Genomic DNA, 26405 nt, shown 5'->3' with positions numbered 1-26405 from the left:
CCTGTGCCCTCATCCGCCGGATGGTCAGGCGCTCAGAGCCCTTTTTCGGCCAGATCGTCCACCGTCTCGGCGTTGATCTCCAAGAGGTTGTCGGTGATGATATCGCGGCCCGCGACATCCGGTTCGACCACGCCGAGACCCGGTATATCGGTGCCGGACTCGATCTTTTCGCCCTCCACCAGCATCTCGCCGAGGGTGACAAAAACCTCGCCGGCCTGTGCCGGGTTCCACATGTAGCCGCCGGTCAGCACGCCCGAATGGATCATCTTACGCCCCTGCCCGGGCGAGAACGGACCCATGACCTGGATTTCACCGGTCTTGCGGCGTTCCTCAACCGCGCGGCCCGCGCCGATCGGCCCCTGGCTGCCAAAGGCAAGAAAACCCTTGAGGTCCGGGTTTGCGGCAATCAGGTCAAGCGCGGTCGACCGGCTGTCATCGACATTCTCCGCGACGCCATAGCGATCCCCCACGATTTTGATGTCAGGACGGTTTTCCTCCATCCACGCGATGGCGGCATCGGCCCAGGCATTGTGCAAAGGCACCGTCAGCGACCCCACATAGACCGCATAGCTGCCTCCGTCCTCAGTCTTGTCGGACAGCAGCTTGGCATGCGCCTCGCCAAACCCCTCGGCCGAGGCGAGTTCGAAATTCCAGTCGACATTCTCAAGCCCCGGCCCTTCGTGCGAGATCACGATGATGCCGGCATCGCGCGCTTTCTTCAGCACCGGTTCCAATGCGGCTTCGTCATTCGGGACCACGCCAATCACGTCGACACCTTTTGCGATCAGATCCTCGATCGCCTGCACCTGAAGGGCGGGATCTGCGGAGACCGGGCCGATCATTTCCGCATCGACGCCCAATTCGGCGGCGCGGCGCGCGATCCCGTCCTCCATGGCGTTGAACCACGGAATGCCGCCGATCTTGACGACGATCCCCATGGATGTTTCGGCAACTGCAGTGGTCGCCATTCCAACGGTCAACGCCAATGCGCTGACCAGTCCGGTCATTGTTTTCATGTCTTCCTCCCTTGCACGGACCATGCCCGTGCCGCTGTTGATGCAGCACCCGTTACAGGTTGCACAACCGATTGCGCATCGAGTGCTTAAAAAAGCCACGCGCCTCCCCGGCGGTCGTGGCAAACAGCGATTCCTGGCTGCACAATCGATGTTGCAAAGTAACACGCAAACAGGACAAACTGTCAACGGCTATTCACATCCGATAGTCAGCGGCGCATTTGTCGCCTATGTCATGGTCATGACGGACACGCAGAAAAAGACGATCTACGATATCGCCAAACGCGCGGGCGCCTCACCCTCCACGGTCAGCGCCGCGTTGAATGGCACGTGGAAGAAACGTCGCATCGCACAGGCGACAGCCGAACGCATTATCGCGATCGCCCGGGAACACGGCTATTCCGCAAACCTTCAAGCCCGGGCCTTGCGCACGTCGCGCTCCGGTCTGGTGGCGCTGTTGATGCCGGAGTACAATCGCTTCTTCTCAAACATTGCCCAGACCTTCTCGCGCGAGGTGCGGGCCCGCAATCAGTGCCCCGTGATCATCTCCACCGAACGCGATCCCGAGGAAGAACGCTCCACCGTTGCCGACCTCACCTCCTGGTCGATCGATGCGATCTTCTTTGTCGGCTCCGTCGCCCCGGATGATCTGAGCCGCCAATGCCGGGCCGCGGCCATTCCCCACGTGTTTGTCGACCAGCCCTGCGACATCGCCCCTTCGGTGGTCACGGACAGCCGCACCGGGGCACGCATCCTGACGCGCGAGATCATCGCCTCGATGGCCGCACGTGGCACGACGTTGGGACCCGGTCCGCGGGATACGATCTATTTCCTCGGCGGCGATCAGACCCTGCCTTCGACCAAGAACCGGGTCGCGGGCTTCAGCGAAGAAATGTACGCACAGGTCGGTCGGGTCGCGCCTGACCAGATCCTGGCCTCGACTTACGATCTGGATGCCGCCACCCGCAGCATCACCGAGCTTTACACCCGCCTTGGCGGCTTGCCGGCGGGATTGTTCATCAATTCCGACTCGGTGTTCGAGGGCGCGCTCCGGTTTCTGGCGACCCTGCCAGAACACGAACTGTCGGCCTGCGCCTTTGGCTGTTTCGACTACGAGCCCTTTGGCCAGTTGCTGCGCTTTCCGGTCCATATGATGCGGCAGCGGCACAAGATGCTGGTACAGCGCGCCTTTGCCCTGCTCGAGGCAGACAGCCCGCCGGTAATCGAACACGTACAACCGGAGCTCTATCGCGCCCGCCCCTCCGCCATGCCGGACCTGCCCCTGATCGAGCCGCTCTAGGCCAAGGGCGCGCCCTCCCCGCACAGGAGACCCAAGATGACATCATCGCAAGACAAAGTGTGCCGGTTTATTGCCGACGCCGGGCTGCACTGCCCCGCCGCACATCGGCTGCTGGATATGCAAAGCGAGCTTGGCGAAGTCTGCAAGGAGATCCTCAAGGCAACCGACTATGGCGCGCATCCGATGGCAGTAACCGATGCGCTGCGCGACGAGCTGGGAGATCTTCTGTTCAGCCTTCTCGCCTTTGCCGCAGAGAATGACATCGATGCGGACGCGGCCCTGGACCGGGCACTGGCAAAATACCGGGACCGCCTGCAACGCCGGGGTTCGGTGGGGTCAGACGGCGCCTGACATCGCGTCGCAGAACGTCTGCCCCCTGCCGCGCTCACCCGCAGGTGTACTTTATTGGCAGGCTGACCCACCCCGTAAGCCCGCCGTAAGCTTCACACGACACAGATGCGCAGATCGACAACAGACATCAGGGTCTCACGATGCGCATATTCCAATGGGGGCCAATGGCGGCCCGACGTGCCACACACATCATCGCTTGGGCAGCGCGATACATGACGCAGATTCTCCTGGTCCTCCTCCTCATGTGCGTGGTGACCGGACGCGGCACCAACGAAAGAGTCGGAGACAGTCTCCAGGTGACGCTGCCGATGGCGGCGCTGGTATGCACTGTGGCCCGCGGGCGCGGCCCCGAATACCTCGGCCGCTTTGTGCTGCTGACCTTTGGCATTCAGACCCCGAAACATCTGCTCGGCAGTCACAATATCAACCGGCGCCCCAATGGTGGCCTGAAAGGCATGCCCTCCGGGCACACCGCCGCCGCCGCATTCGGCGCGACGGGATTGCTGCAAACCTGCCTCAACAGCAGCCGGGTGGGACAGGTGACCGCGGTGCTGTCCGCAGGATATGTCGCCGGCAGCCGGATCGAAGCCGAAAAACACACGCTGTGGCAAAGCGTTGCCGGTGGGCTTTGGGGAGTTCTCGCCCAGACCTTGACCTGGTCGGGCCTGACGCGGACATGGAGACGTCTGCGCCGCAGACGGGCTCTGACCTGATGACGCGCCAAGGTGTCCGTGTGGTACGCGTAAACGCGGGCCGAAGCGCCGTCACATACCGCTTTGACCTATCCGCGAGGAAACCGCATGCGCATTTTGCTTGTTGAGGATGAAACCGATCTGGCACAGGCGGTAACGGACCACTTCCGCCAGGCCGCCCATGCGGTGGACCATGTGACCTGTGTCGCGGATGCGATGGCTGCGGTACGCAGCGTGTCCTACGCGCTGATCGTTCTGGACTTGCGTCTTCCGGACGGAAACGGGTTGCAACTTCTGCGGCATATTCGGGATCACAGGGACTCTACACCGGTCCTGATCGCCTCTGCCCATGATCGCATTTCCGACCGGATCGAGGGCCTCGAAGCCGGCGCAGATGACTACGTGATAAAACCCTATGATCTCCATGAAGTGCTCGCGCGGATCAATGCCATCCTCAGACGGCAGGACGACGATTACGCGCCGGAACGTATCTTTGGCCAATTGCGGATCCTTCCCCAAGCACGGCGCGTCCTGTTGGGGGATCGGGTTATTGCGCTCACCAACCGGGAATGGGCGATCCTGGACCGGTTGAGCCGCACCCCGCAGATCGCGGTGGCAAAATCTGACCTGGAAGACACGCTCTATGAATTCGGCCGGGAGATCGAAAGCAACGCGATCGAAGCCCACATAAGCCGGCTTCGGGCCAAGCTCGGCCATGGGGCGATTACCACGCAGCGCGGTTTTGGCTATCGCATGGGGGAGGCGTCATGCGTGGAATGAGCCTGTGGCGCCGCGTCGCCCTGACCACCAGCCTCGGATTCCTGGTCATCTGGCTTCTGGCGATCCTCACGGCGGCGTTTGTCATCACCAGGGAACAGAAACAGTTCAGCGACATGCGGCTGCGCGAGATCGCCGAAACGCTGCATCCAGTCCTGACCCGCCTACCCGCATCCGCCCCCGCGGCAAGGGCAACACCGACGCGATCAGGCGCGCGATCACTCAGGCAACCGCAATATGCCTTGTTCGACCCCCAGGGACGCGTGCTGTTGCACAGCGCAGGGAACGTCCCGGATGCTCAGGACCTGAACCCCTTGCAGCCGGGTTTTCAAGTCACCGACAGCCACGTCTATTATGTGACCGCCCCTGATGCCGCCGGCAAGATCGTGGCCTTCGGCGACAGCAGACAGGACCGCACCAGGGTATTGCGCCGGGGCTTCATCGCCTTTGCTCTGCCCATGCTGGCGCTTTTGCCGCTGGTTTATCTGTCGGCGGGGTGGATCGCCCGCGCCTCGCTGTCTCCGGTTGACCGCCTGCGGGGGGACCTGGGCAGGCGAAACGAAAAGCACCTCGACCCGATCGACGTCAGCGCGCAACCCAAAGAGCTTCGCGGGATCACCAGTGCCGTCAACAGTCTGATGCAGAAGCTGCAAGAGGCTGTGGAGCGGGAACGGGCCTTTGCCACCAATGCGGCACATGAGTTGCGCACCCCGGTCGCGATCGCCCTTGCCCAGGCGCAGCAGTTGCAGGGCCCGGCCTCGGACGAAGTCCGCCCCGGCCTGCAACGGATCGAAACCGCCCTTCAGCGTATGGGCAAGCTGGTCACGCGACTGCTTCAACTCGCCAGAGCCGATCAGACGCAAACCCCGCGACGAACCGATGTGTGCCGGTTGATTCCACATGTCCTCGACGGGGCGGTTCCCGATGCGAACCTCCGATCTCGGATTGACGTAACCCTGCCGCCGTGCCCGGTCTGGGCCTTCATCGATCCGGATTCCTTTGCCATCCTTACAAGCGTGCTGATCGACAATGCGCTCAGGCATTCGCCTGATGCCTCGCGTATCTGCATCGAAGTGGACGCGGCGGCGCGGGTCATCGTCCGGAATGAGTGCAGCCCCATGACCGATGCGGAGCTCGCCAGCCTCAAAACGCGCTACCAGACATCCAAAGGGCATCGGGGTGGGTTTGGGATCGGCCTGCATATTGCGGAGACGATTGCGCGACAGGCAGGTGGACATCTGACGCTGCGCGCCCCCCAGCCAGGGCGATCCTCCGGTTTCGAGGCGCGCTATGATCTACCCGCAGGACCAAAGCTGTGAAGCCACCACAGGTCCGCTGCCAATAGAGCCTTCCACCTGAGAACGCGTGACCGGGCTCCTGCGGGTTCAGCAGGCCAGAACACCCGCCAGTTCGCGATAGTGACCCGCCACCGACGGGGCCAGCGGGAACAACGCGGCCTGAACCGAATGGTAGATATCCGGCTTGCCCTGAAACTGCCGACTGACAGCAACGCCAGCGTCGTCCACCTCCGGCACCCAGCCGCCGCGGGCGCTGTCAATAAACAGGCGTTCGGCACAGCTCCAGAGGCGGCTGTACCAGCGCCCGTCCTGCGCCTGCGGATCGACCTTCAACAAGGCCGCAACCACCCCGATCGCTTCGGTCACCGGCCACCAGTAGCGATACCGGATCGCCGGCCTGCCGTCGAAATCCAGCGTGTAAACAAATCCGCCGCGCTCCGCGTCCCAGGCATCCTCCAGCGCGCGATATGCCAGCGTCCGCGCGGTGGCGATCCGCGCCTCCTCCGACGCCGGACACAGTGCATCATAGTGCAGCAGCAACCGGGCCAGTTCAAAGGAATGCCCCGGCGTCGTCCCTGCGGGCCGAAACATCGGATTGCCGCTATAGCTCCGGTCCACCTGCCAGTCCTCGGTATAATGTTCGGGCAGACGCCAGCCTTCCGCCGGGGCGATGCGTCCGATCAGAAAATCGAGAATGCGCCCGGCGCGCTCCAGATAGCGGGCCCGCCCGGTTGCCTCATACGCCGCCAGCAGCGCCTCGACACCGTGCATATTGGCATTGAGGCCGCGATAGCTGGAGAACGGCGTCCAGTCGCGATTCCACTCGTCAACAAACAACCCGCGCGCCTCGTCCCAGAACCGGGTATCGAGGATGTCATCGATCTGCGCCAGCAGCGCCGGCGCGCCCGGATGCGCAACCGCCAATGCGCTGGAGGCCGCCAGCAACACGAAGACATGCCCGTAGGCCAGTTTGCGCCCGTCCTGCACATCCTGCCCCGACAGCGCCCAGAGAAATCCGCCATGCTCGCGATCCAGGTGGTGGCTTCGCAAATACGCCATGCCGTGATCGATCAGCGCCTCGCACCCCGGGTGGCCAGCGATCTGCCCCAGGGCATAGGAATGGATCAGCCGCGTGGTGCTGTGCAGCTCCTGCACCGGAGAGGGCAGCGCCGCGCCGTCGATGCCAAGCGTGAAGAACCCGCCCGCCGGGTTCACGCTGGCCTTGAAGAAATCAAACTGACGCCGCGCATCCGCACTCAGAAACGCCCGGTGATCGGGGCTGCGCATCCAGTCATCTGGGGCTGTGGACATGGGTGTGACCTTTGTTGTTGTGCCGCGGCTCAGCGGTCCGGGCCGGAGGCAACCGGCGCGCTGATCGGTTGCAGATATTGCAGGGCCTCCGGCGCCTCGCCCGCAATCCGGCGCAGCAGCAGCTGCGCCATCTGGACACCCGCCTCGGGCAGGTCTTCAAAAATGCTGTCGACGCGGGGGCGCACCAGATCAAACAGGCCCGTTGTCTGCTTGACCACCAGCCTGACGTCGCGATCCGGCACCAGGCCGATGTCCTGTACCGCCGCCAGCGCCGCCAGCCCCGATACTTCACCGGGCAGGATCAGGCCCTCCGGCGCGTCCGGGGCGCGATACCGGGCCTCCACCGCGGCCCGCACCTGTTCCGGCGTGCTGTCGAGATCCGCGCCCTCAAAGATTTCGTGCCGCACACCGCTTTCGCGCACCGCGGTCATAAAACCATGCAGCAAATGCTGGCGAAAGCTCAGGTTCGGCGGCGGCAGCAGGATCGACAGGCTACGCGCGCCCCGCGCGATCAACCGCCGCGCCGCCTCATAGGCAAAGCCATAATTGTCGTAGTCGACATAGGGATGCGGCGTCGACAGCTCTGTGCGCCCATGCGAGACAAAGGGAAACCCGGCCTCTGCCAGAAACCGCACCCGGGTGTCATCGGGTTCGGTGCGCGAAAACAGCACCCCATCCGACAGCCGGTTGCGCACGATCCGGCGCAGGGTGTCCTCGCCCGCAGCATCCGCGTCAAAGTCCGGCATCACCACCAGATGGAAGGACGATCCCTCCAGCCCCCGCGTGATCCCGCGGATCAGCGAGGTGCCAAAGCCGAAGATCTCCTCATGCGGCGGCAGGATCAGGTTGATGACCTGGGTGCGCCCGGTGCGCAGGCGTTGCGCTGCGCGGTCCGGCGAATACCCCATCTCGGTCGCCAGCGCCTGCACCATGCGGCGCGTGTCCGCGGCGATCTTGGGGTCATTGGCCAGCGCCCGCGACACCGCGCCAACGGAAATGCCCGCCCGGTCGGCGATCATCTTCTGGGTTGGCTTCTGATCTGACGTGCGATTCGGCACCGGCTGGGTCCTTGTGTGGATGCGAGAATGGTAATTTATAACGTTTTCACAAGCAACGCAAATGGCGGGCCATCCCAGATACGTTCCTTATCCCATTGATTTATCGCCACTACATGCTGATCCTATACAGGATAATCAAAAATTCACGATTGACTCACAGACATATTTAAAACGTTATAAACGCAAAGCATAGATCTCAGGGAGGAGAAAACCATGCTGAAGAACCTCTATTCGGGTGTTGCGGGCCTGGCCCTTGTGGCCTCTGTCGCGGCGGCAGAGGACGTCGAAGTGCTGCACTGGTGGACTGCCGGTGGCGAAGCGGCGGCGCTCAACGTGCTGAAGGACGATTTGCAGGGCCAGGGCATCGGCTGGGTCGACATGCCGGTTGCGGGCGGCGGTGGCGAGGCGGCGATGACCACGCTGCGCGCGAGGGTCACCGCCGGGGACGCGCCCACCGCGGTGCAGATGCTGGGCTTTGACATCAAGGACTGGGCCGCCGAGGACGTTCTGGGCAATCTCAATGAGGTGGCCGAGGCCGAAGGCTGGGACAAGGTGGTGCCCGAGGCGTTGCAGTATTTCTCCAAGGACGATGGCAACTGGATCGCCGCGCCGGTGAACGTGCATTCCACCAACTGGGTCTGGATCAGCAAATCGGCGCTGGACGCCACCGGCCTCGACGCACCCCAAAGCTGGGAAGAGCTGATCGCCGTGCTCGATGCGATGAAGGCGAACGGCATCACCCCGCTGGCCCATGGCGGCCAGGCCTGGCAGGACGCCACCATCTTTGACGCGGTGGTTCTGAGCCTGGGCGATGACTTCTACACCGCTTCGATGATCGACCTCGACCCCGATGCGCTGGGGGGCGACACGATGGTCGAGGCCTTCGAGCGCATGGCCAAACTGCGCAGCTACGTCGATGACAATTTCTCCGGGCGGGACTGGAACCTGGCCTCCTCCATGGTGATCAATGGCGAGGCGGGCATGCAGATGATGGGGGATTGGGCCAAGGGCGAGTTCCTGCGCGCCGACATGACCCCGGGCGAGGATTTTGTCTGCATCCGCTTTCCCGGCACCCAGGGCGCGGTGACCTTCAACTCCGACCAGTTCGTGATGTTCGACGTGGCCGACGGCGACGCCGCACAGCTGGCCATGGCCAAAGCAGTGATGGACCCGGCGTTCCAATCCGCCTTCAACGTGGTCAAAGGCTCGGTGCCGGCGCGCACCGACGTGCCCAATGACGCCTTCGACGGCTGCGGCAAGAAAGGCATGGCGGATCTGGCCGAGGCGGGCAGCAATGGCCGGTTGTTCGGCTCCATGGCGCATGGCCATTCGGTGCCGGCCTCGGTGAAAAACGCGATCTACGACGTGGTGACCGCGCATTTCAACGGCGAATATGACGCCGCCACCGCCGCCGAGGAACTGGTGAACGCGGTCGAATTCGCCCAATAGGCGCAGAGATCTCCCCCGGAGGCGGTCCCCGACCGCCACCCCACGCGGCTGGCCGGGATTTGCCCTCGGCCGGTCGCCCCTGTTCCCGATCACAGCCCCCAGCCAACAGAGGAGCGGAGATGCCCGCCCGAACACCTGCACCCGACCTGCGCAGCCGGCTTCAGGCCTGGATTCCAAAACTGGTGCTGTCACCGACCATCGCGATGATGCTGGCCTTCGTCTACGGCTTCATCCTCTACACGGTCTATCTGAGCTTCACCAATTCGCGCATGCTGCCGAAATACGACCTGATCGGGCTGGAGAACTATCAAAAGCTCTGGGGCCTGTCGGCCTGGTGGACGGCGGTGGGCAATCTGGCGGTGTTTGCCCTGCTCTACATCAGCCTCTGCATTGCCATCGGCCTGGCGCTGGCGATCTTTCTCGACCAGAAGATCCGCGGCGAGGGCCTGCTGCGGCCGATCTACCTCTACCCGATGGCGCTCAGCTTCATCGTCACCGGCACCGCCTGGAAATGGTTCATGGATCCCGGCATCGGGCTGGAGAACACCATGCATCTCTGGGGCTGGGAGAGTTTCGAGTTCGGCTGGATCAAGGATCGCGACATGGCGATCTATACCATCGTGATCGCGGCGGTCTGGCAGACCTCGGGCTTTGTGATGGCGATGTTCCTCGCCGGTCTGCGCGGCATCGACAACGAGATCCTGAAGGCGGCGCAGATTGACGGCGCGTCGAACTGGAACCTCTACCGGCGCATCGTCATCCCGATGCTGCGCCCGGCCTTCCTGTCGGCCTTCGTGATCCTGTCTCACCTCGCGGTGAAATCCTATGATCTGGTGATCGCCCTCACCGGCGGCGGGCCGGGGCGCGCCACCGAGCTGCCCGCCACCTTCATGTATTCCTACACCTTCACCCGCAACCAGATGGGCGTCGGCGCCGCCAGCGCGGTCATCATGCTGATGACCATCGCCGCGATCATGACCCCCTATCTCTATGCCGAACTGAAGGAGAAGCGCTGATGTCCCATGTCACCCAGGACAGCACCCTGCGCACCTCCCGGGCCAACCGGGTACTGATCTATCTGGTGCTGTTGCTGTTTGCCCTGTTCTACCTTTTGCCGTTCTTCGTGATGCTGGCCAATTCGCTGAAACCACTGTCGGAAATCACCGGCGGCAATATGCTGGCGCTGCCGCGGGACTGGACGATCACGCCATGGCTCACCGCCTGGTCCAGCGCCCAGATCGGCATCGAGCCTACGGGCCTGCGCCCCTATTTCCTCAACTCGATCCTGATGGTGGTTCCGGCGGTGGCGATCTCCACCGTGCTGGGGGCGCTCAATGGCTATGTGCTGACCAAATGGCGGTTTCGCGGCGATACCATCCTGTTTGGCCTGATGATGTTTTCCTGCTTCATCCCGTTCCAGATCGTGCTGATCCCGATGGCCACGGTGCTGGGCAAGCTGGGGCTGGCGGGATCCATCCCCGGACTGGTGCTGGTGCATGTGGTCTATGGCGTCGGGTTCACCACGCTCTATTACCGCAACTACTACGCCGCCTTCCCGACCGAGCTGATCCGCGCCGCGATGATCGACGGCGCCGGGTTCTTCCGCATCTTCTGGCGCATCCTGCTGCCGGTGTCGGGGCCGATCACCGTGGTTTCGGTGATCTGGCAGTTCACCAACATCTGGAACGATTTCCTGTTTGGCGCGTCCTTCGGCGGCACCGCCCAGCCGATGACCGTGGCGCTGAACAACCTGGTGCAATCCTCCACCGGGGTGAAGGAATACAACGTCCATTTCGCCGGCGCCATTCTCGCCGCGCTTCCCACTCTTCTGGTCTATGTCGTCGCCGGGCGCTTTTTTGTGCGCGGCTTGATGGCGGGCTCCGTGAAAGGCTGAATTCATGGGTTTTCTCGAAATCTCCAATGTCACCAAATCCTATGGCAGCACCGAGGTGCTGCACCGCGTCGACATCGCGGTTGAAGAAGGCGAATTCCTCGTCCTGGTCGGCCCCTCCGGCTGCGGCAAATCCACCCTGCTGAACATGATCGCCGGGCTGGAGGAGATCTCCAGCGGCGACATCTCGATCAACGGGCGGGTGATGAACGGGGTGCATCCCGCACAGCGCAACATCGCCATGGTGTTCCAGAGCTACGCGCTCTATCCGAACATGACGGTGGGCCAGAACATCACCTTCGGTCTGGAAATGCACGGCGTTCCCCGGGCCGAGCGCGCTGCGGCGCTGGCGGATGTGGCAAAGCTGCTGCAGATCGAAACCCTGCTGGAACGCAAGCCCGGACAGCTCTCCGGCGGCCAGCGCCAGAGGGTGGCCATGGGCCGGGCCCTGGTGCGCAACCCGGATGTGTTCCTCTTTGACGAACCGCTGTCCAACCTCGACGCCAAGCTGCGCGTCGACATGCGCACCGAGATCAAGAAACTGCACGAAAAGCTGAAGACCACCATGGTCTATGTCACCCATGACCAGATCGAGGCGCTCACCCTCTCCACCCGCATCGCGGTGATGTATGAGGGCCATGTGCAGCAGCTGGGCACCCCGAAGGAGATCTACGACACCCCCGCCAATGTCTTTGTCGCCACCTTCATGGGCAGCCCGGCGATGAACATTCTGCCCGCCCGCGTGGTGGTGCGCGATGGCCGCGCAATGGCGCAGGTGACCACCTCCGACGGGGCGCAGACGGAGCTGCCGTTCAGCCAGCAGACCCTGACCGCATGGGAGGGTCGCGAGATTCTGCTGGGCCTGCGCCCCGAGGCGCTGACCGACCCGGATGGGGCGGATCGCAAATCCGCCAATATCGTCCCGCTGCGCAGCCGCATCGAGGTGACCGAGGCCGCCGGTTCCGACACCTTTGTCACCACCACGCTTGGCGGGCGCGACGTGATCGCCCGCCTGCGCGCGGACGCCGAGGCCACGGCCGGAGACATGTTCGACTTTGCCGTGAACATGGAAAAGGCGGTGGCCTTCGATCCCCAAAGCGAAACCCGTATCCCCGGGGCCTGATCCCCTGCCCCGCCGGATTGCGGCAGGCGGGCGGGGCGATTGCGCTTGATCCCCGCCGCGCGGGGCTGTCGAATGGGCGGGCAAACGCCACCGGGAGCCGCTCGCATGAGTTATGATCTGATCGTCACCAACGCCACGCTGCCCGACGGGCGCGCGGGCGTCGACATCGCCTGCCACAAGGGCCGCATCGCGGCGGTCGAACCGGGGATCAGCGCCCCGGCAGGCCAGGTCATCGATGCCGGCGGGCTGCTGGTTTCGCCCCCCTTTGTGGATGCGCATTTCCACCTCGACGCCACCCTGTCGCTGGGACGCCCTCGCATGAACACCTCCGGCACCCTGCTGGAGGGCATCGCCCTCTGGGGCGAGCTGAAACCCCTGCAAAGCGTGGAGGAGATCATCGAGCGGGCGCTGCGGTACTGCGATCTCGCGGTCAGCCAGGGCCTGTTGGCCGTGCGCAGCCATGTGGATGTGAGCGACGCCGACCTCAAGACCGTGCAGGCGCTGCTGGAGGTTCGCGACCGGGTCCGCGACTACCTCGACCTGCAACTGGTCGCCTTTCCGCAGGACGGTGTGTTCCGCGCCCCGGGTGCCACCGACACCCTCTTGCGGGCGCTTGATATGGGGGTGGACGTCGTGGGCGGCATCCCGCATTTCGAACGCACCATGCAGGAAGGCGCGCGCTCGGTCACCTGGCTCTGCGAGGTGGCGGCGGAGCGAGGACTGCGCGTCGACATGCACTGCGACGAGAGCGACGACCCGATGTCGCGCCATATCGAGACCCTCGCCTTCGAGACCCAGCGGCTCGGCCTCCAGGATCGGGTGGCGGGCTCTCACCTGACCTCGATGCATTCGATGGACAATTATTTTGTGTCCAAGCTCATCCCCCTGATGCAGGAGGCCGGGGTGCAGGCGATCGCCAACCCGCTCATCAACATCATGTTGCAGGGGCGCCATGACAGCTACCCCAAACGGCGCGGGCTGACCCGGGTACGAGAGCTGCGCGATGCGGGCATCCCGGTGGCCTTTGGCGCCGATTGCGTGATGGATCCGTGGTATTCGCTGGGCGCGGCGGACATGCTCGACGTGGCGGCGATGGGCCTGCATGTGGGGCAGCTGTCGTCGCGGGCGGACATGCGCTGGTGCTTTGATGCGGTGACCGAGATCCCCGCCCGCATCCTCGGGCTGGACGGCTACGGCATCGCGCCCGGCAACCACGCCGACATGGTGCTGTTGCAGGCCAGGGACCCGATCGAGGCGCTGCGGCTGAAACCCACCCGGCTGGCGGTGATCCGCCGCGGCCGGGTGATTTCACGCACCGCGCCACAGGTGGCCACGCTCGCCCTGCCCGGCCGCCCCGAAACGCTGGACCCATCGAGCTACAGTCCACGACACTGACCTGACCACTCGGCGGCACCACTGACCCCGCGCCCTGAAAAGAGCGCCACAGGCGGCCCATTGCACAGAAAACAGGCAAGCGCCGCCCCCACAGCGCCGCAGGTGGTCATATCGGCTTTACAGGCATGCTGCGGTGCGGCGTATGTGGAGCCATGGCAGAGCCCCTTTCCGTCATACTCGTCGAATCCGACCCGGATCGCGCCGCCCAGGTGAGCGAGAGCCTGCGCGCGGCCGGGGACTATCGCCTGCATGTGATCGCCGATCCGACCCGGCTGGCCCGGCAGATCCGGTCGCTCAATCCCGATGTGGTGCTGATCGACCTCGAAAACCCCTCGCGCGACATGATGGAAGAGCTGACCCTCGCCTCCGGCCCGCTGGAGCGCCCGGTCGCCATGTTCGTCGATCAATCGGGCGAGGGCCTGTCCACCGCGGCGATCGAAGCCGGGGTCTCGGCCTATGTGGTCGACGGCATGCAGCCCGCCCGGCTGAAGCCGATCCTCGATGCCACCATCGCCCGTTTCAACATGGTGCACCGGATGCGCACCGAACTGGCCGAAACCAAGCGCGCCCTCGAAGAACGCAAGGTCATCGACCGGGCCAAGGGTATGATCATGAAGGCCCGCGGCATCACCGAAGAAGAGGCCTATGCCCTGATGCGCAAGACAGCAATGGACAAGAACAAGCGCATGGCCGACGTGGCCCAGGCGCTGGTCACCGCTGCGGAACTGCTGTCATGAAGCGGGCACAGATCCCCGTGGGATTCATCCCTCTGGTCGACGCCGCCCCGTTGATCGTCGCCCAGGAAATGGGCTTTGCCGCCGAAGAAGGCCTGGATCTCCTGCTGAAACGGGCGCCGTCGTGGTCCTCCTTGCGTGACATGCTGGCCTTTGGCCAGGTGGACGCCGCCCATATGCTCGCCCCGGTGCCGGTGGCCGCAGCGATGGGGCTGGGCAATACCGGTGGCCCGCTGAGCGTGATGTCCGTGCTCTCGGTCAATGGCACCGTGATCGGCATCAGCGCCGCGCTTGCCGACCGGATGCGTCACCAGGGCCACGACTTTGCCTTTGCCGATGCGCGGGCGGCGGGCCATGCCCTGATCGAAGCCGCACCGGACCGGCTGCGGATCGCGGTCCCCTTCCCCTTCTCCATGCATGCGGAACTGCTCTACTACTGGCTCAGCGCGCTTGGCTTTCCCGCACCGCAGAGCATCGACATCCGCACCGTGCCCCCATCGTTGATGGCCGACGCCCTGCGCGCGGGCGACGTGGACGCCTTCTGCGTGGGCGAACCCTGGGGCTCGATCGTGGTGGAGCACGGCCTCGGGGCGCTGCTGTTGCCCGGCGCGGCAATCTGGTCCTTCGCCCCGGAAAAGGTGCTGGCCGTGCGCACCCCCTGGCTGACGCAGGAGGCCCCGCTGGCGCACCGCCTGATCCGGGCCGTGTGGCGGGCGGGCAAATGGCTGGCCAGCGCCGAGAGCCGCCTTCTGGCCGCCGAACTGCTGGCCCGCGAGCCCTATCTGAGCCTGCCCCCGGAAATCATCGACCGTGCGCTCTCCGGCGGGCTCACCGTGACGCCACAGGGTCTGCAACGCGACGTGCCCGGATTTCTGCGGTTCCACCTCGGAGACGCCAGCTACCCCTGGACCAGCCAGGCCCAATGGATTGCGCATCAACTGGCGATACGCACCGGCCTGGACCGCGCCGCCGCCCTGCGCGCCGCCGCGCCCGTGTTCCGCGACGATCTCTACCGCGGTGCACTCGGCGACCTCTGCCCGCAGCTCCCCCAGCATCCGCAGCGAGTCGAAGGGCGTGACAGCTCCAATCTCGCCACTCGCGCCCATCCGGCCCCGGACAATCGATTCTTCGATGGTCAGATCTTCGACCCGCAGCGGCCCCAGCGATGAAAAAAGCGGCAGACAGGCCGCGCGATGCCGCATCGCAGAAGAATTTCGCACCTCCCGCCAGTTTCGGCTTTGAGGCCGCCGCCGCCCTCTGACATGCTGATCCCAGGCTCGCAACGATGCCAGCCGCAGAATTTCTCCCAGTGAATGGGACTTTCAAAAGAGCAAAGCCGCTCGACCCGCTCCGCCTCTCCTTCCGGCGGATAAGGTCGGCGGCTTTTTTGGTTTCAGCGCCCGGCTGAACCACCGCATCACACCATGAGGGGACCGAACCGATGAAGAAACTGATGTTGACCCTGGCGGCCACAGCGGCGCTTGTCAGCCCCGCCCATGCAGACATGCTGGAGCTGGAAACAGACGTCCTGACCTTTGGCTTTATCAAATTGACAGACATGGCGCCGCTCGCCGTGGCCTATGAACAGGGCTATTTCGACGACGAGGGCCTGTTTGTCACGCTGGAAGCGCAGGCCAACTGGAAAGTGCTGCTGGACGGCGTGATCGACGGCAGCCTCGACGGCGCCCATATGCTGGCCGGCCAACCGCTGGCCGCCACCATCGGCTACGGCACCGAAGCCCATATCGTCACCCCGTTTTCCATGGACCTGAACGGCAATGGCATCACCCTCTCCAACGAGGTCTGGGAGATGATGAAACCGAACCTGCCGCGGGATGACACCGGCCGGGTGGCCCATCCGATCTCGGCGTCGCATCTGAAACCGGTCATCGAGCGCTTCAGGACAGAGGGCAAGCCCTTCAACATGGGCATGGTCTTCCCGGTCTCCACCCATAACTACGAATTGCGCTACTGGCTGGCCGCCGGCGGGGTGCACCCGGGCTACTACAGTCCCGAAAACGTCACCGGCCAGATCGGCGCCGAGGCCTTCCTGTCGGTGACACCACCGCCGCAGATGCCCGCCACGCTGGAGGCCGGCACCATCTCCGGCTATTGCGTCGGCGAGCCCTGGAACCAGCAGGCGGTGTTCAAGGGCATCGGCGTGCCGGTCATCACCGACTACGAACTGTGGAAGAACAATCCCGAAAAGGTCTTCGGCATCACGGCCGACTTCGCCGAACAGAACCCCAACACCACCCGCGCCGTGGTCAAGGCGCTGATCCGGGCGGCGATCTGGCTCGACGAGAACGACAACGCAAACCGCGCCGAGGCGGTCGAGATCCTCAGCCGCCCGGAATATGTCGGCGCCGATGCCGAGGTGATCGCCAACTCGATGACCGGCACCTTCGAATACGAAAAGGGCGACGTGCGGGATGTCCCTGATTTCAATACGTTCTTCCGCCACAACGCCACCTATCCGTTCTACTCGGACGCGGTCTGGTACCTGACCCAGATGCGGCGCTGGGGCCAGATCGCCGACGCCAAGCCCGACAGCTGGTTCGATGAGGTCGCCCGCTCCGTCTACAAGCCCGAGATCTATCTCGAGGCCGCCCGGATGCTGGTCGACGAGGGCAAGGCCGACGCCGCCGACTTTCCCTGGGACAGCGACGGCTACAAGGCCCCCACCCCGGCCACCGACATCATCGACGGCATCCCCTTCGATGGCCGCAGCCCCAACGCCTATATCGACAGCCTGCCCATCGGCCTGAAGGGCAGTCAGACCGTCGTCGGCGAGGCCGTCCAGGGCTGACCCGCCCCGACGGGAGGGCGGGCGGGGCGAGGCTCCTTCAGGAGCGAGCGCCGGTCCCCTTCCGCACGCCGCATATCTCTTTCTCGCCCGTTCTCGCCAGGACCCCCATCCGAAGGATCCCGCCATGACCACCGTCGACCCCGACAGCCTCTCCGCCGAAGCCCGGCGCGCCCGGCGCTTCACACGCATCAACCAACTCGATTCCTGGTTTCAGGTTCTCGGCCTGGCCTGGATCACCCCGCTGCTGAAGCTCGCCGCCGGCGACACCCCCCGCACCCAGGCCCGAGAGCTCTGGCGCCTTCTGGCGGTGCCGCTGCTTGCCATTGTCGGCTTCCTGCTGCTCTGGGGCACGCTTGCCCCGCGGGTGCAGACCTCGCTTGGCGCCATCCCCGGCCCGGTGCAGGTCTGGGAGGAAACCCTGACCCTGCATCAGGACGCCCGCGCCAAGGCCGCCAAGGAGGCGCAGTTCCGCGAGCGGGTGGAACAGCGCAACCAGCGCATGATCGAACAGGGCCGCGCGGATCAGGTCAAAGACATCGCCTATACCGGCGCACCAAGCTACTACGACCAGATCTGGACCTCGATCCAGACCGTGTTTTTCGGCTTCCTGCTGGCCTCCGTGGTGGCGATCCCGCTGGGCATCCTCGCCGGGCTCTCGCCGATGGCCAATGCGGCCATCAACCCGCTGGTGCAGATCTTCAAACCGGTCTCGCCGCTGGCCTGGCTGCCGATCGTCACCATGGTGGTGTCCGCGCTGGCCGCCTCGGGGGACGGGCTCTTTGCAAAGAGCTTTCTGGTCTCCGCGATCACCGTCACGCTGTGCTCGCTCTGGCCAACGCTGATCAATACGGCGCTTGGGGTGGCGTCGATCGACAAGGATCTGGTCAATGTCTCCAAGGTCCTGAAAATGACCACTTATACCAAGATCACCAAACTGGTGCTGCCCTCCGCGCTGCCCCTGATCTTTACCGGGTTGCGGCTCTCCCTCGGGGTTGGCTGGATGGTGCTGATCGCCGCCGAGATGCTGGCCCAGAACCCCGGTCTCGGCAAATTCGTCTGGGATGAATTCCAGAACGGCTCCAGCCAGTCGCTTGCCCGGATCATCGTCGCGGTGCTGACCATCGGGTTGATCGGCTTCCTCCTCGACCGGGTGATGTTTGCGCTACAATCCCTGTTCACCTTCTCGAACAACCGGTGAGCGTGATGAGCATTCTCGAATTTGCCGACGTCTCCAAATCCTATGGCACCGGCACCACCACCACCGATGTGCTGAAGTCCATCAACCTCCGGGTCGAAGAAGGCGAGTTCCTTGTTCTCCTTGGCTTTTCCGGCACCGGCAAGACCACCCTGATTAACCTGATGGCGGGGCTGGAGCGCCCCACCAGCGGGCGCGTGACCTTCAAGGGCCGGGAGATCACCGGCCCCGGCCCGGAACGCGGCGTGATCTTTCAAAACTACGCGCTGATGCCCTGGCTCACCGTGGCCGGCAATGTGGGGCTTGCGGTGGATGCGATCTTTCCCGGGCTGGACCGGGCGGCAAAAACCGCCAAGGTCGACCACTACGTGCAGATGGTGGGGCTGTCCCATGCCCGTCACCGCCGCCCGGCCGAACTGTCCGGCGGCATGCGCCAGCGGGTGAATGTCGCCCGCGCCTTGGCGATGGACCCCGAGGTGCTGCTGCTGGACGAACCGCTTTCGGCGCTCGACGCGCTCACCCGTGCCAATCTCGCCGAGGAGATCGAGGCGATCTGGGAAGCCGACAAAAAGACCTGCGTGCTTATCACCAACGACGTGGACGAGGCCATCCTTCTGGCCGACCGCATCATCGCCCTGAACCCCGACGGCACGCTGGGCGAGGAGTTCGCGGTCTCGTTGCCCCGGCCCCGGGATCGCAGCGCGATGAACACCGACGATCGTTTCAAGCACCTGCGCGCCGCCGTCACCGGGCACCTGATGGATGTGGGGATCAAATCACGGGTCGAGGGCACAAAGCTGCTGCCCGATGTGACGCCGATCCACCAGCTGCCGGTTACCTTTGCCGAGGCCGGGACCGCGCTCGCCGAGGAGCGCTATCTCGACTTTTCGCAGCTGCACAAGATCTACCCCACGCCCAAGGGACCGCTGACAGTGGTCGAGGATTTCGACCTCAAGATCAACAAGGGCGAGTTCATCTCGCTGATCGGCCATTCGGGATGCGGTAAATCCACGGTGCTGACCATGGCCGCCGGTCTCAACCCGATTTCAAAGGGCGCGATCAAACTCGACCGCAAACATGTCGAAGGCGCCGACCCGGAACGCGCGGTGGTGTTCCAGTCGCCGAACCTGTTTCCCTGGCTCTCGGCACGGGAAAACTGCGCCATCGGGGTGGACAAGGTCTATCCCAGGGCCAGCCGGGCGGAACGTCAGGATGTGGTGGACTATTACCTCGAACGGGTCGGCCTCGCCGAGGCGATGGACAAGCCCGCCTGCGACATGTCCAACGGGATGCAGCAACGGGTCGGCATCGCCCGCGCCTTTGCCCTGTCGCCGAAACTGCTCTTGCTGGACGAACCCTTTGGCATGCTCGACAGCCTCACCCGCTGGGAGCTGCAAGAGGTGCTGATGGAGGTCTGGTCGCGCACCAAGGTGACCGCGATCTGTGTCACCCATGACGTGGACGAGGCGATCCTGCTCGCCGACCGGGTAGTGATGATGACCAACGGGCCGCAGGCCACGATCGGAAAGATCACCGATGTGAAGCTGCCCCGCCCGCGCACCCGCAAGGCACTGCTCGAACACCCGGATTATTACGCCTATCGCCAGGACGTGCTCGATTTCCTCGAGGAATACGAACACGGCGCGAAACCGAAACCCACAGCAACCGCAAAAAAGATCGCGGCGGAGTGACATCATGACCGAAAAACTCGTCATCATCGGGGCCGGCATGGCCTCGGGCCGGGTCATCGAGCATCTGCTGGAGACTGCCCCCGACGCCTATGACATCACCCTGTTCAACGCCGAACCCCGCGGTAATTACAACCGTATCATGCTCAGCCCGGTGCTGTCGGGTGACAAGACCTACGCGGAGATCATCACCCATTCCGATGACTGGTACGCCGCCAATGGCGTGCACACACGGTTTGGCCAGAAAATCACCCGGATCGACCGCGCCGCCAAGACCGTGACCTCCGAGGCCGGCGAGGTGCTGGCCTATGACAAGCTGCTGTTCGCCACCGGCTCCAACCCTTTCATCATCCCGCTTCCGGGTCATGATCTGGAAGGCGTCATCGCCTACCGCGACCTCGAGGACACCCATCGCATGATGGAGATGCAGGCGGGCAACAAGGTGGTGGTGATCGGCGGCGGTCTCCTCGGTCTTGAGGCGGCAGCCGGTATGGCGGCGCGCGGCGCCGATGTCACCGTGGTGCACATCATGGGCCACCTGATGGAGCGCCAGCTGGACGAGGCCGCAGGCTATCTGCTGAAGAAATCGCTGGAGGAAAAGGGCATCACCGTGCGGCTCTCTGCGAACTCCAAGGAGATCGCGGGCGCAGATGGCAAGGTGCGTGCACTGGTGCTGGATGACGGGACCGAGCTGCCCTGCGATCTGCTGGTGATGGCCGTGGGCATCCGTCCCAATACCGCCCTGGCTGCCGAGGCCGGCCTGGCGGTGGGCAAGGGCATTCATGTGGACGACCAGATGCTGACCTCGGACGCCGATGTGCTGGCCGTGGGCGAATGTGTCGAACATGATGGCGCGATCTTCGGCCTTGTGGCGCCGCTTTATGATCAGGCCAAGGTGGCCGCGCAAACCCTGCTCGGCCAGGACGCCGCGTTCCGGCAGAAATCGCTCTCGACCAAGCTCAAGGTCACCGGCTGCGACTTGTTCAGCGCCGGTGATTTCACCGCAGGCGACACCCGCGAGGATATCGTGTTTCGCGACCCCGCACGGGGCGTCTACAAGCGGCTGGTGCTGGAAGGCGACAGGCTGGTCGGGGCGGTGATGTATGGCGACACGAGCGACGGCAACTGGTTCTTCGGCCTCATCAAGGATGGCACCGATGTGTCCGAGATGCGCGACACGCTGATCTTTGGCCCCGCCTATCAGGGAGGGGCCGCCGCGGACCCTCTCTCAGCCGTTGCAGCATTGCCGCGTGACGCGGAAATCTGCGGCTGCAACGGCATTTGCAAAGGCACCATCGTCGACGCCATCGAAGGCGGCGCAACCGACCTGCCCGCCCTGAAGGCAACCACCAAGGCCTCGGCCTCCTGCGGCACCTGCACCGGGCTGGTGGAACAGCTGCTGGAGGTGAAGCTGGGGGAGGACTACGCCGCGCCACAGGCGCAACCGATCTGCGCCTGCACCGACCACACCCACGAGGACGTCCGCCGCCTGATCAAGGCCAAGGCGCTGAAAAGCCAGCCCGCCGTCTGGCAGGAACTGGGCTGGAAGACACCCAACGGCTGCCATGTCTGCCGCCCGGCGGTGAACTTCTACCTGCTCGCCGATTGGCCGGTGGAATATCAGGACGATCCGCAAAGCCGGTTCGTGAACGAGCGCAAACACGCCAACATCCAGAAAGACGGCACATTTTCGGTGGTGCCGCGCATGTGGGGGGGCCTCACCAACCCGCGCGAGCTGCGGGCCATTGCCGATGCGGCCGAGAAATACGACGCCAAGACGGTGAAGGTCACTGGCGGCCAGCGCATCGACCTCTTGGGCATCAAGGGCACGGACCTGCCCGCGATCTGGGCCGATCTGAACAAGGCCGGACTGGTCTCGGGCCACGCCTATTCCAAGGGGCTCCGGACCGTCAAAACCTGCGTCGGCACCGATCACTGCCGCTTTGGCACCCAGGATTCCACCGGGCTGGGCGTCAAGCTGGAACAGGCCCTCTGGGGATCGTGGACACCGCATAAGGTCAAACTCGCGGTCTCCGGCTGTCCCCGCAACTGCGCCGAGGCCACCTGCAAGGATGTCGGCATCGTCTGCGTCGACAGCGGCTATCAGATCGGCGTCGGCGGCGCCGCGGGCATGGACCTGAAGGAGACCCAGCGGCTGGCGGATGTCGCCACCGAGGAGGAGGCGATGGAGATGACCGTGGCCTTTGTCCAGCTCTACCGCGAACACGCCAAATACCTGGACCGGCCCTATAAATGGCTCGCCAAGGTGGGGCTGGAGTGGGTGCGCGCGCGCATCGTCGACAATGCCGCAGAGCGCCACGCCCTGGTCGAGCGGTTCGAGCTGTCGCAGAGCATCTATCGCAAAGACCCCTGGGCGGAGCACGCCAAGGACAAAGCCGAAACCTATCAACCCCTTGCAGACCTGACCCTGGAGGCCGCGGAATGAGCTGGATCGATATTGGCACCCTGGACGACATCCCCCTGCGCGGTGCGCGGGTGGTCAAGACCCCGCTGGGCTGCGTCGCGCTGTTCCGCCCCGCCGAGGACGAAGTCTATGCGCTGTCCGACCGCTGTCCACACAAGGGCGGGCCGCTGTCGGATGGGATCGTGCACGGCAAACAGGTGACCTGCCCGCTGCACAATTGGGTGTTTTCCCTCGAAACCGGCGCCGCACAGGGCGCGGATCAGGGCCAGGTCGCCACCTACTCCGTGCGGATCGAAGGCGGGCGCCTGCTGATGGATGCCACCGAACTTGGCAAGCGGGACGCCGCATGACATCGCCCGCGCAGGATCAACAGAGCTGGACCCGCTCCACCTGCCCCTATTGCGGCGTTGGATGTGGAGTCCTGATGCGGCGGGGTGGCCCGGACGGGCTGGAGGTCAAGGGAGACCCGGACCACCCCGCCAACCGGGGGCGGCTGTGTTCCAAAGGCGCGGCGCTGGCGGAAACCACCGGACTGGAGGGCCGCCTGCGCGCGCCCCGCATTCACGGCGCCGACACCGATTGGGACAGCGCCCTCAATCTGGTCGCCACCCGGTTCCGCGAGACGATTGCCGCCCATGGTCCCGACAGCGTCGCCTTCTACGTCTCCGGCCAGCTGCTGACCGAGGATTACTATGTGGCCAACAAGCTGATGAAGGGCTTCATCGGTTCCGCCAATATCGACACCAATTCGCGGCTCTGCATGGCGTCCTCGGTCGCCGGCCACAAACGCGCCTTTGGCAGTGACACCGTGCCCGGCACTTATGAGGATATTGACGAGGCCGACCTGGTGGTGCTGGTGGGCTCCAACCTGGCATGGTGCCACCCGGTGCTGCACCAGCGACTGCTGGCGGCCCGGGCGGCACGCGGCACCCGCATCGTGGTGATTGACCCCCGCCACACGGCAAGCTGCGATACCGCCGATCTGCACTTGAAACTCCGCATCGGGTCGGATGTCGCCCTGTTCAATCACCTCTTGTCCCGGATCGCGCGGTCTGCTGCGCTCAATCCTGATTTTCTGCGCAATGTCAATGGATTGGACAAAACCCTCGCCGCGGCGCAGGATGACGATCCGGACGCAACCGGCCTGCCGCCCGAAGAGATCGACCGCTTCTGCCGGATGTGGATCGAAACCCCGCGCGTCGTCACCCTCTACAGCCAGGGCGTCAATCAATCCGCCGCCGGCGCAGACAAGGTGAACGCGATCCTGAATTGCCATCTGGCCACCGGACGCATCGGACTCCCCGGATCCGGCCCCTTCTCCGTCACCGGACAGCCCAACGCCATGGGCGGGCGCGAGGTCGGCGGGCTGGCCAATATGCTTGCCTGCCATCTCGATCTGGACACACCCGACCACCGGGCCATCGTGCAGGATCACTGGGCCGCCCCCACCCTGCCCGCCGCCCCCGGACTCAAGGCCGTCGACATGTTCGAGGCGATCCATTCCGGGCAGATCAAGGCGCTCTGGATCATTCACACCAACCCGGCTGTCTCCATGCCGGATGCGGATCGGGTTGCACAGGCCATCACCCGCTGCCCGTTTACCGTCGTCAGCGACATCAGTGCGGAAACCGATACCGCGCGGCTCGCCGACGTGCTGCTGCCCGCCGCCGCCTGGGGCGAAAAATCCGGCACCGTTACCAACTCCGACCGCACCATCAGCCGCCAGCGCGCCCTGCGCCCGCCTCCGGGGTCGGCCCGCCCCGACTGGCAGATCCTCTGCGATGTGGGGCGGCGTATGGGCTGGCCGCAGGCCTTCGCCTACGACAGCCCCGCCGCGATTTTCCGAGACTACGCGGCGCTCTCCGGCAAGGCAGCCGCGCTGGGGCGCGATTTCGACATCTCGGCCCTGTCGGCGCTGGACGATGACGCCTATGACACGCTCCTTCCCGGGCGCTGGCCCCGGACTGCGGAGCGGTCCGGCGGGCGCTTCTTTGCCGACGGGCGCTTCTACCACGCCGATGGCAAGGCGCAGATGATCCCGGTTCAGCACCGCCCGCCGGTGGCCAAACGCAGCCCGCGCTATCCGTTCCGGCTCAACACCGGGCGCATTCGCGACCAATGGCACACGATGACGCGGACCGGCCTGTCCCCACGGCTCTCGGCGCATCTGGCCGAACCCTATGTGGATCTTCACCCCGAGGACGCCGCCCGGCTGGCGATCAAACCGGCGGATCTGGTGCAACTCAGCAGCCCCCACGGCCGCGCCCTCCTGCGGGCGCGCATCACCGATGACGGTCAGCCAGGCACGGTTTTTGCCCCGATCCACTGGACCGCAGAGACAGCCCCCGCCGCGCGGATCGACCATCTGGTGGCTCCGGTGGTGGATCCGGTCTCCGGCCAGCCCGAGAGCAAGGCAAGCGTGGTTGCCGTGTCGCGGTTCGAGGCCCGCTGGTACGGGTTTGCCGTCTCTGCCACGCCTCTTGATCGCGACACGCTGGAGATCGCCGACTATTGGGCCCGGGCGCGCACCCCGGGGGGCTGGCGACTGGAACTTGCCGGGCGCCGCGCCATTGCCGATTGGGACGCCACCGCCCGCCACCTGTTCGACCTGCCACGGGCGGATGTGCAGCTGTTATCGGACCCGGCGCGCGGCACCACCCGGCTCGCCTACCTGCACGGCGGGCGCGTGCAGGCCGCCCTGTTCGTCGCCCCGCAGCCCGTTGCCGTCATGCGCGATTACCTGACCGGCGTGCCCGGCACCACAGCGCCCACAGTCCTGACCGGCCGTGCGCCGGTGGACCAGCCTGATCCGGGCCCGATCCTGTGTTCCTGTTTCTCGGTCGGAGTGAACAGCATCCTCACCGCCATCGAAACCGGCGGCCTGATGACGGTCGATGACGTCGGCGCAGCGCTTCAGGCCGGAACCAATTGCGGCTCCTGCAAGCCCGAAATCGCCGCGCTTCTGGCGCGTATCCAGGTCCAGGAGGCCGCAGAATGACCGCCCTGCCCGCACCCGCCACCCGCGCCCTCGACTGGGGGCTGCGCCTGTGTCGTCAGACCGCCAGCTTGCTCCAGGTCCCTCTTACGGTGCGCCCCTCCCGTGACCTGGCCCGGCGCCGGGCGCGATCCCATGTCGCCCTGGTGGGCGCGGGACCCGGCGCTGCCGACCTGCTGAGCCTGCGGGCCCTGGCGCGCATTCGCGCCGCCGATGTGCTGCTCTATGATCGGCTGGTCGATCCGGAGGTGATCGCCCTCGCCCGGCGCGGCTGTCGCAGGATCTACGTGGGCAAGGAGGTGGGCGCACATGCCTGGCCGCAACACCGGATCGACGCCTGCATCGTTGCCGAAGCCCTGAAGGGCCAGCGCGTGGTGCGGCTCAAATCCGGCGATCCGGGCATTTTTGGACGGCTGACCGAAGAGCTCACCGCCGCCCGGCTGGCCGGCCTCCCGGTGGAGGTCGTGCCCGGTATCACCGCCGCCTGCGCTGCGGCGGCGCATCAGCAGATCAGCCTCACGGAACGCGGCGTGGCAGATACGCTGATCCTGACCACCGGCACCTGTCGACACGGCAGCGCCCTGCCCGACAGCACCCGTCATGCCGGCCCCGGAACCACTTCTGTGTTCTACATGTCGGTGCGACAGGCCAGCCGCATCCGGGACGGGCTCATCTCCCAGGGTCTGCCGCGCCGGGCGCCGGTTCGGATCGCAGCTGATGTGGCGAAACCCGGTGAACAGCACCTGGCATGCCGCCTCGACCAGCTGCCGGACACACTCTGCGCCGCCGCCATCACCGGCTGCGCCCTGATTATCGTGACCTGGCCGAAACCCGCCAGGCAGCCAGACCAGGCCTTGGGACACTCACGTCCGGCGCAGGGACAACCGGCGCCGGGGTGACC

The 26405-nt window shown here is 65.0% G+C and carries 22 protein-coding genes; 19 read left to right on the top strand and 3 right to left on the bottom strand.

Features of this window, described 5'->3' with window-relative positions:
• Positions 1 to 32: 32 nt before the first annotated feature.
• Entirely contained in the window at positions 33 to 1016 is a 984-nt protein-coding gene (locus MHM97_RS20885) for a substrate-binding domain-containing protein (RefSeq protein ID WP_239325236.1), read from the bottom strand.
• A 238-nt stretch (positions 1017 to 1254) separates the two neighbouring features.
• Between MHM97_RS20885 and MHM97_RS20880 the strand changes: the two genes are divergently transcribed.
• The 5 genes from MHM97_RS20880 (at position 1255) to MHM97_RS20860 (ending at position 5452) form a co-directional block, all read left to right on the top strand.
• On the top strand, positions 1255 to 2313 hold the full coding sequence (locus MHM97_RS20880) for a LacI family DNA-binding transcriptional regulator (RefSeq protein WP_239325234.1): 1059 nt from the start codon (positions 1255 to 1257) through the stop codon (positions 2311 to 2313).
• A 36-nt stretch (positions 2314 to 2349) separates the two neighbouring features.
• Positions 2350 to 2664 (top strand): MazG-like family protein, encoded by a 315-nt coding sequence (locus tag MHM97_RS20875; protein WP_239325232.1) that lies wholly within the window; start codon positions 2350 to 2352, stop codon positions 2662 to 2664.
• Between the two features lie 212 nt (positions 2665 to 2876).
• A complete protein-coding gene (locus MHM97_RS20870) occupies positions 2877 to 3377 on the top strand; it encodes a phosphatase PAP2 family protein (RefSeq protein WP_239325230.1) in 501 nt (166 codons plus the stop codon).
• 87 nt (positions 3378 to 3464) lie between these two features.
• A complete protein-coding gene (locus tag MHM97_RS20865; protein WP_239325228.1) occupies positions 3465 to 4136 on the top strand; it encodes a response regulator transcription factor in 672 nt (223 codons plus the stop codon).
• Positions 4124 to 5452: a sensor histidine kinase gene (locus MHM97_RS20860; protein WP_239325226.1), complete on the top strand. Its 1329-nt coding sequence runs from the start codon at positions 4124 to 4126 to the stop codon at positions 5450 to 5452. Before MHM97_RS20865 ends, MHM97_RS20860 begins: the two co-directional genes overlap by 13 nt.
• Before the next feature lie 66 nt (positions 5453 to 5518).
• Here MHM97_RS20860 and MHM97_RS20855 read toward each other — a convergent pair whose 3' ends face one another.
• Together MHM97_RS20855 and MHM97_RS20850 are read right to left on the bottom strand one after the other, a co-directional pair.
• The gene (locus MHM97_RS20855; RefSeq protein ID WP_239325224.1) at positions 5519 to 6742 is read right to left on the bottom strand and encodes an AGE family epimerase/isomerase; all 1224 of its coding nucleotides are present in this window, start codon (positions 6740 to 6742) and stop codon (positions 5519 to 5521) included.
• 29 nt (positions 6743 to 6771) lie between these two features.
• Positions 6772 to 7800: a LacI family transcriptional regulator gene (locus tag MHM97_RS20850; protein ID WP_239325222.1), complete on the bottom strand. Its 1029-nt coding sequence runs from the start codon at positions 7798 to 7800 to the stop codon at positions 6772 to 6774.
• A gap of 213 nt (positions 7801 to 8013) precedes the next feature.
• On the opposite strand from MHM97_RS20850, the gene MHM97_RS20845 reads away from it, so the two are divergent.
• From MHM97_RS20845 to cobA, 14 genes are all read left to right on the top strand, one after another.
• Positions 8014 to 9249 (top strand): ABC transporter substrate-binding protein, encoded by a 1236-nt coding sequence (locus MHM97_RS20845; protein WP_239325220.1) that lies wholly within the window; start codon positions 8014 to 8016, stop codon positions 9247 to 9249.
• 119 nt (positions 9250 to 9368) lie between these two features.
• A complete protein-coding gene (locus MHM97_RS20840) occupies positions 9369 to 10265 on the top strand; it encodes a carbohydrate ABC transporter permease (protein ID WP_239325218.1) in 897 nt (298 codons plus the stop codon).
• Entirely contained in the window at positions 10265 to 11143 is an 879-nt protein-coding gene (locus tag MHM97_RS20835) for a carbohydrate ABC transporter permease (RefSeq protein ID WP_239325216.1), read from the top strand. Before MHM97_RS20840 ends, MHM97_RS20835 begins: the two co-directional genes overlap by 1 nt.
• 4 nt (positions 11144 to 11147) lie before the next feature.
• Positions 11148 to 12263, top strand: a complete 1116-nt coding sequence (locus MHM97_RS20830) for an ABC transporter ATP-binding protein (protein ID WP_239325214.1) — start codon at positions 11148 to 11150, stop codon at positions 12261 to 12263.
• A gap of 105 nt (positions 12264 to 12368) precedes the next feature.
• The gene (locus MHM97_RS20825; RefSeq protein ID WP_239325212.1) at positions 12369 to 13658 is read left to right on the top strand and encodes an amidohydrolase family protein; all 1290 of its coding nucleotides are present in this window, start codon (positions 12369 to 12371) and stop codon (positions 13656 to 13658) included.
• A 152-nt stretch (positions 13659 to 13810) separates the two neighbouring features.
• Positions 13811 to 14395, top strand: coding sequence for an ANTAR domain-containing response regulator (locus tag MHM97_RS20820; RefSeq protein WP_239325210.1), 585 nt, complete (start codon positions 13811 to 13813; stop codon positions 14393 to 14395).
• On the top strand, positions 14392 to 15561 hold the full coding sequence (locus MHM97_RS20815; protein WP_239325208.1) for an ABC transporter substrate-binding protein: 1170 nt from the start codon (positions 14392 to 14394) through the stop codon (positions 15559 to 15561). The genes MHM97_RS20820 and MHM97_RS20815 overlap by 4 nt, the downstream gene beginning before the upstream one ends.
• 272 nt (positions 15562 to 15833) lie before the next feature.
• Positions 15834 to 17201, top strand: coding sequence for a CmpA/NrtA family ABC transporter substrate-binding protein (locus tag MHM97_RS20810; RefSeq protein WP_239325205.1), 1368 nt, complete (start codon positions 15834 to 15836; stop codon positions 17199 to 17201).
• Positions 17202 to 17325: 124 nt separating this feature from the next.
• Positions 17326 to 18399, top strand: coding sequence for an ABC transporter permease (locus tag MHM97_RS20805; RefSeq protein ID WP_239325203.1), 1074 nt, complete (start codon positions 17326 to 17328; stop codon positions 18397 to 18399).
• 5 nt (positions 18400 to 18404) lie between these two features.
• Complete coding sequence (locus MHM97_RS20800; protein WP_239325201.1) at positions 18405 to 20087, top strand: ABC transporter ATP-binding protein; 1683 nt, start codon at positions 18405 to 18407, stop codon at positions 20085 to 20087.
• 4 nt (positions 20088 to 20091) lie between these two features.
• Complete coding sequence (gene nirB, locus MHM97_RS20795; RefSeq protein WP_239325199.1) at positions 20092 to 22530, top strand: nitrite reductase large subunit NirB; 2439 nt, start codon at positions 20092 to 20094, stop codon at positions 22528 to 22530.
• On the top strand, positions 22527 to 22859 hold the full coding sequence (gene nirD, locus MHM97_RS20790; RefSeq protein WP_239325197.1) for a nitrite reductase small subunit NirD: 333 nt from the start codon (positions 22527 to 22529) through the stop codon (positions 22857 to 22859). Before nirB ends, nirD begins: the two co-directional genes overlap by 4 nt.
• The gene (locus tag MHM97_RS20785) at positions 22856 to 25507 is read left to right on the top strand and encodes a nitrate reductase (RefSeq protein WP_239325194.1); all 2652 of its coding nucleotides are present in this window, start codon (positions 22856 to 22858) and stop codon (positions 25505 to 25507) included. The genes nirD and MHM97_RS20785 overlap by 4 nt, the downstream gene beginning before the upstream one ends.
• Complete coding sequence (gene cobA, locus MHM97_RS20780) at positions 25504 to 26403, top strand: uroporphyrinogen-III C-methyltransferase (RefSeq protein ID WP_239325191.1); 900 nt, start codon at positions 25504 to 25506, stop codon at positions 26401 to 26403. Before MHM97_RS20785 ends, cobA begins: the two co-directional genes overlap by 4 nt.
• The last annotated feature ends 2 nt before the right edge of the window (positions 26404 to 26405 follow it).

It is taken from the genome of Epibacterium sp. Ofav1-8 (assembly GCF_022348185.1).
Taxonomy (GTDB): domain Bacteria; phylum Pseudomonadota; class Alphaproteobacteria; order Rhodobacterales; family Rhodobacteraceae; genus Epibacterium.
This window is presented reverse-complemented; position numbering and strand designations above follow the sequence as displayed.

What these genes read in the sequence shown, in the direction of transcription:
- MHM97_RS20885 (WP_239325236.1), bottom strand. Translation starts at nt 1,016, where the DNA reads ATGAAAACAATGACCGGACTGGTCAGCGCATTGGCGTTGACCGTTGGA.
- MHM97_RS20880 (WP_239325234.1), top strand. Translation starts at nt 1,255, where the DNA reads ATGACGGACACGCAGAAAAAGACGATCTACGATATCGCCAAACGCGCG.
- MHM97_RS20875 (WP_239325232.1), top strand. Translation starts at nt 2,350, where the DNA reads ATGACATCATCGCAAGACAAAGTGTGCCGGTTTATTGCCGACGCCGGG.
- MHM97_RS20870 (WP_239325230.1), top strand. Translation starts at nt 2,877, where the DNA reads ATGACGCAGATTCTCCTGGTCCTCCTCCTCATGTGCGTGGTGACCGGA.
- MHM97_RS20865 (WP_239325228.1), top strand. Translation starts at nt 3,465, where the DNA reads ATGCGCATTTTGCTTGTTGAGGATGAAACCGATCTGGCACAGGCGGTA.
- MHM97_RS20860 (WP_239325226.1), top strand. Translation starts at nt 4,124, where the DNA reads ATGCGTGGAATGAGCCTGTGGCGCCGCGTCGCCCTGACCACCAGCCTC.
- MHM97_RS20855 (WP_239325224.1), bottom strand. Translation starts at nt 6,742, where the DNA reads ATGTCCACAGCCCCAGATGACTGGATGCGCAGCCCCGATCACCGGGCG.
- MHM97_RS20845 (WP_239325220.1), top strand. Translation starts at nt 8,014, where the DNA reads ATGCTGAAGAACCTCTATTCGGGTGTTGCGGGCCTGGCCCTTGTGGCC.
- MHM97_RS20840 (WP_239325218.1), top strand. Translation starts at nt 9,369, where the DNA reads ATGCCCGCCCGAACACCTGCACCCGACCTGCGCAGCCGGCTTCAGGCC.
- MHM97_RS20835 (WP_239325216.1), top strand. Translation starts at nt 10,265, where the DNA reads ATGTCCCATGTCACCCAGGACAGCACCCTGCGCACCTCCCGGGCCAAC.
- MHM97_RS20830 (WP_239325214.1), top strand. Translation starts at nt 11,148, where the DNA reads ATGGGTTTTCTCGAAATCTCCAATGTCACCAAATCCTATGGCAGCACC.
- MHM97_RS20825 (WP_239325212.1), top strand. Translation starts at nt 12,369, where the DNA reads ATGAGTTATGATCTGATCGTCACCAACGCCACGCTGCCCGACGGGCGC.
- MHM97_RS20820 (WP_239325210.1), top strand. Translation starts at nt 13,811, where the DNA reads ATGGCAGAGCCCCTTTCCGTCATACTCGTCGAATCCGACCCGGATCGC.
- MHM97_RS20815 (WP_239325208.1), top strand. Translation starts at nt 14,392, where the DNA reads ATGAAGCGGGCACAGATCCCCGTGGGATTCATCCCTCTGGTCGACGCC.
- MHM97_RS20810 (WP_239325205.1), top strand. Translation starts at nt 15,834, where the DNA reads ATGAAGAAACTGATGTTGACCCTGGCGGCCACAGCGGCGCTTGTCAGC.
- MHM97_RS20805 (WP_239325203.1), top strand. Translation starts at nt 17,326, where the DNA reads ATGACCACCGTCGACCCCGACAGCCTCTCCGCCGAAGCCCGGCGCGCC.
- MHM97_RS20800 (WP_239325201.1), top strand. Translation starts at nt 18,405, where the DNA reads ATGAGCATTCTCGAATTTGCCGACGTCTCCAAATCCTATGGCACCGGC.
- nirB (WP_239325199.1), top strand. Translation starts at nt 20,092, where the DNA reads ATGACCGAAAAACTCGTCATCATCGGGGCCGGCATGGCCTCGGGCCGG.
- nirD (WP_239325197.1), top strand. Translation starts at nt 22,527, where the DNA reads ATGAGCTGGATCGATATTGGCACCCTGGACGACATCCCCCTGCGCGGT.
- MHM97_RS20785 (WP_239325194.1), top strand. Translation starts at nt 22,856, where the DNA reads ATGACATCGCCCGCGCAGGATCAACAGAGCTGGACCCGCTCCACCTGC.
- cobA (WP_239325191.1), top strand. Translation starts at nt 25,504, where the DNA reads ATGACCGCCCTGCCCGCACCCGCCACCCGCGCCCTCGACTGGGGGCTG.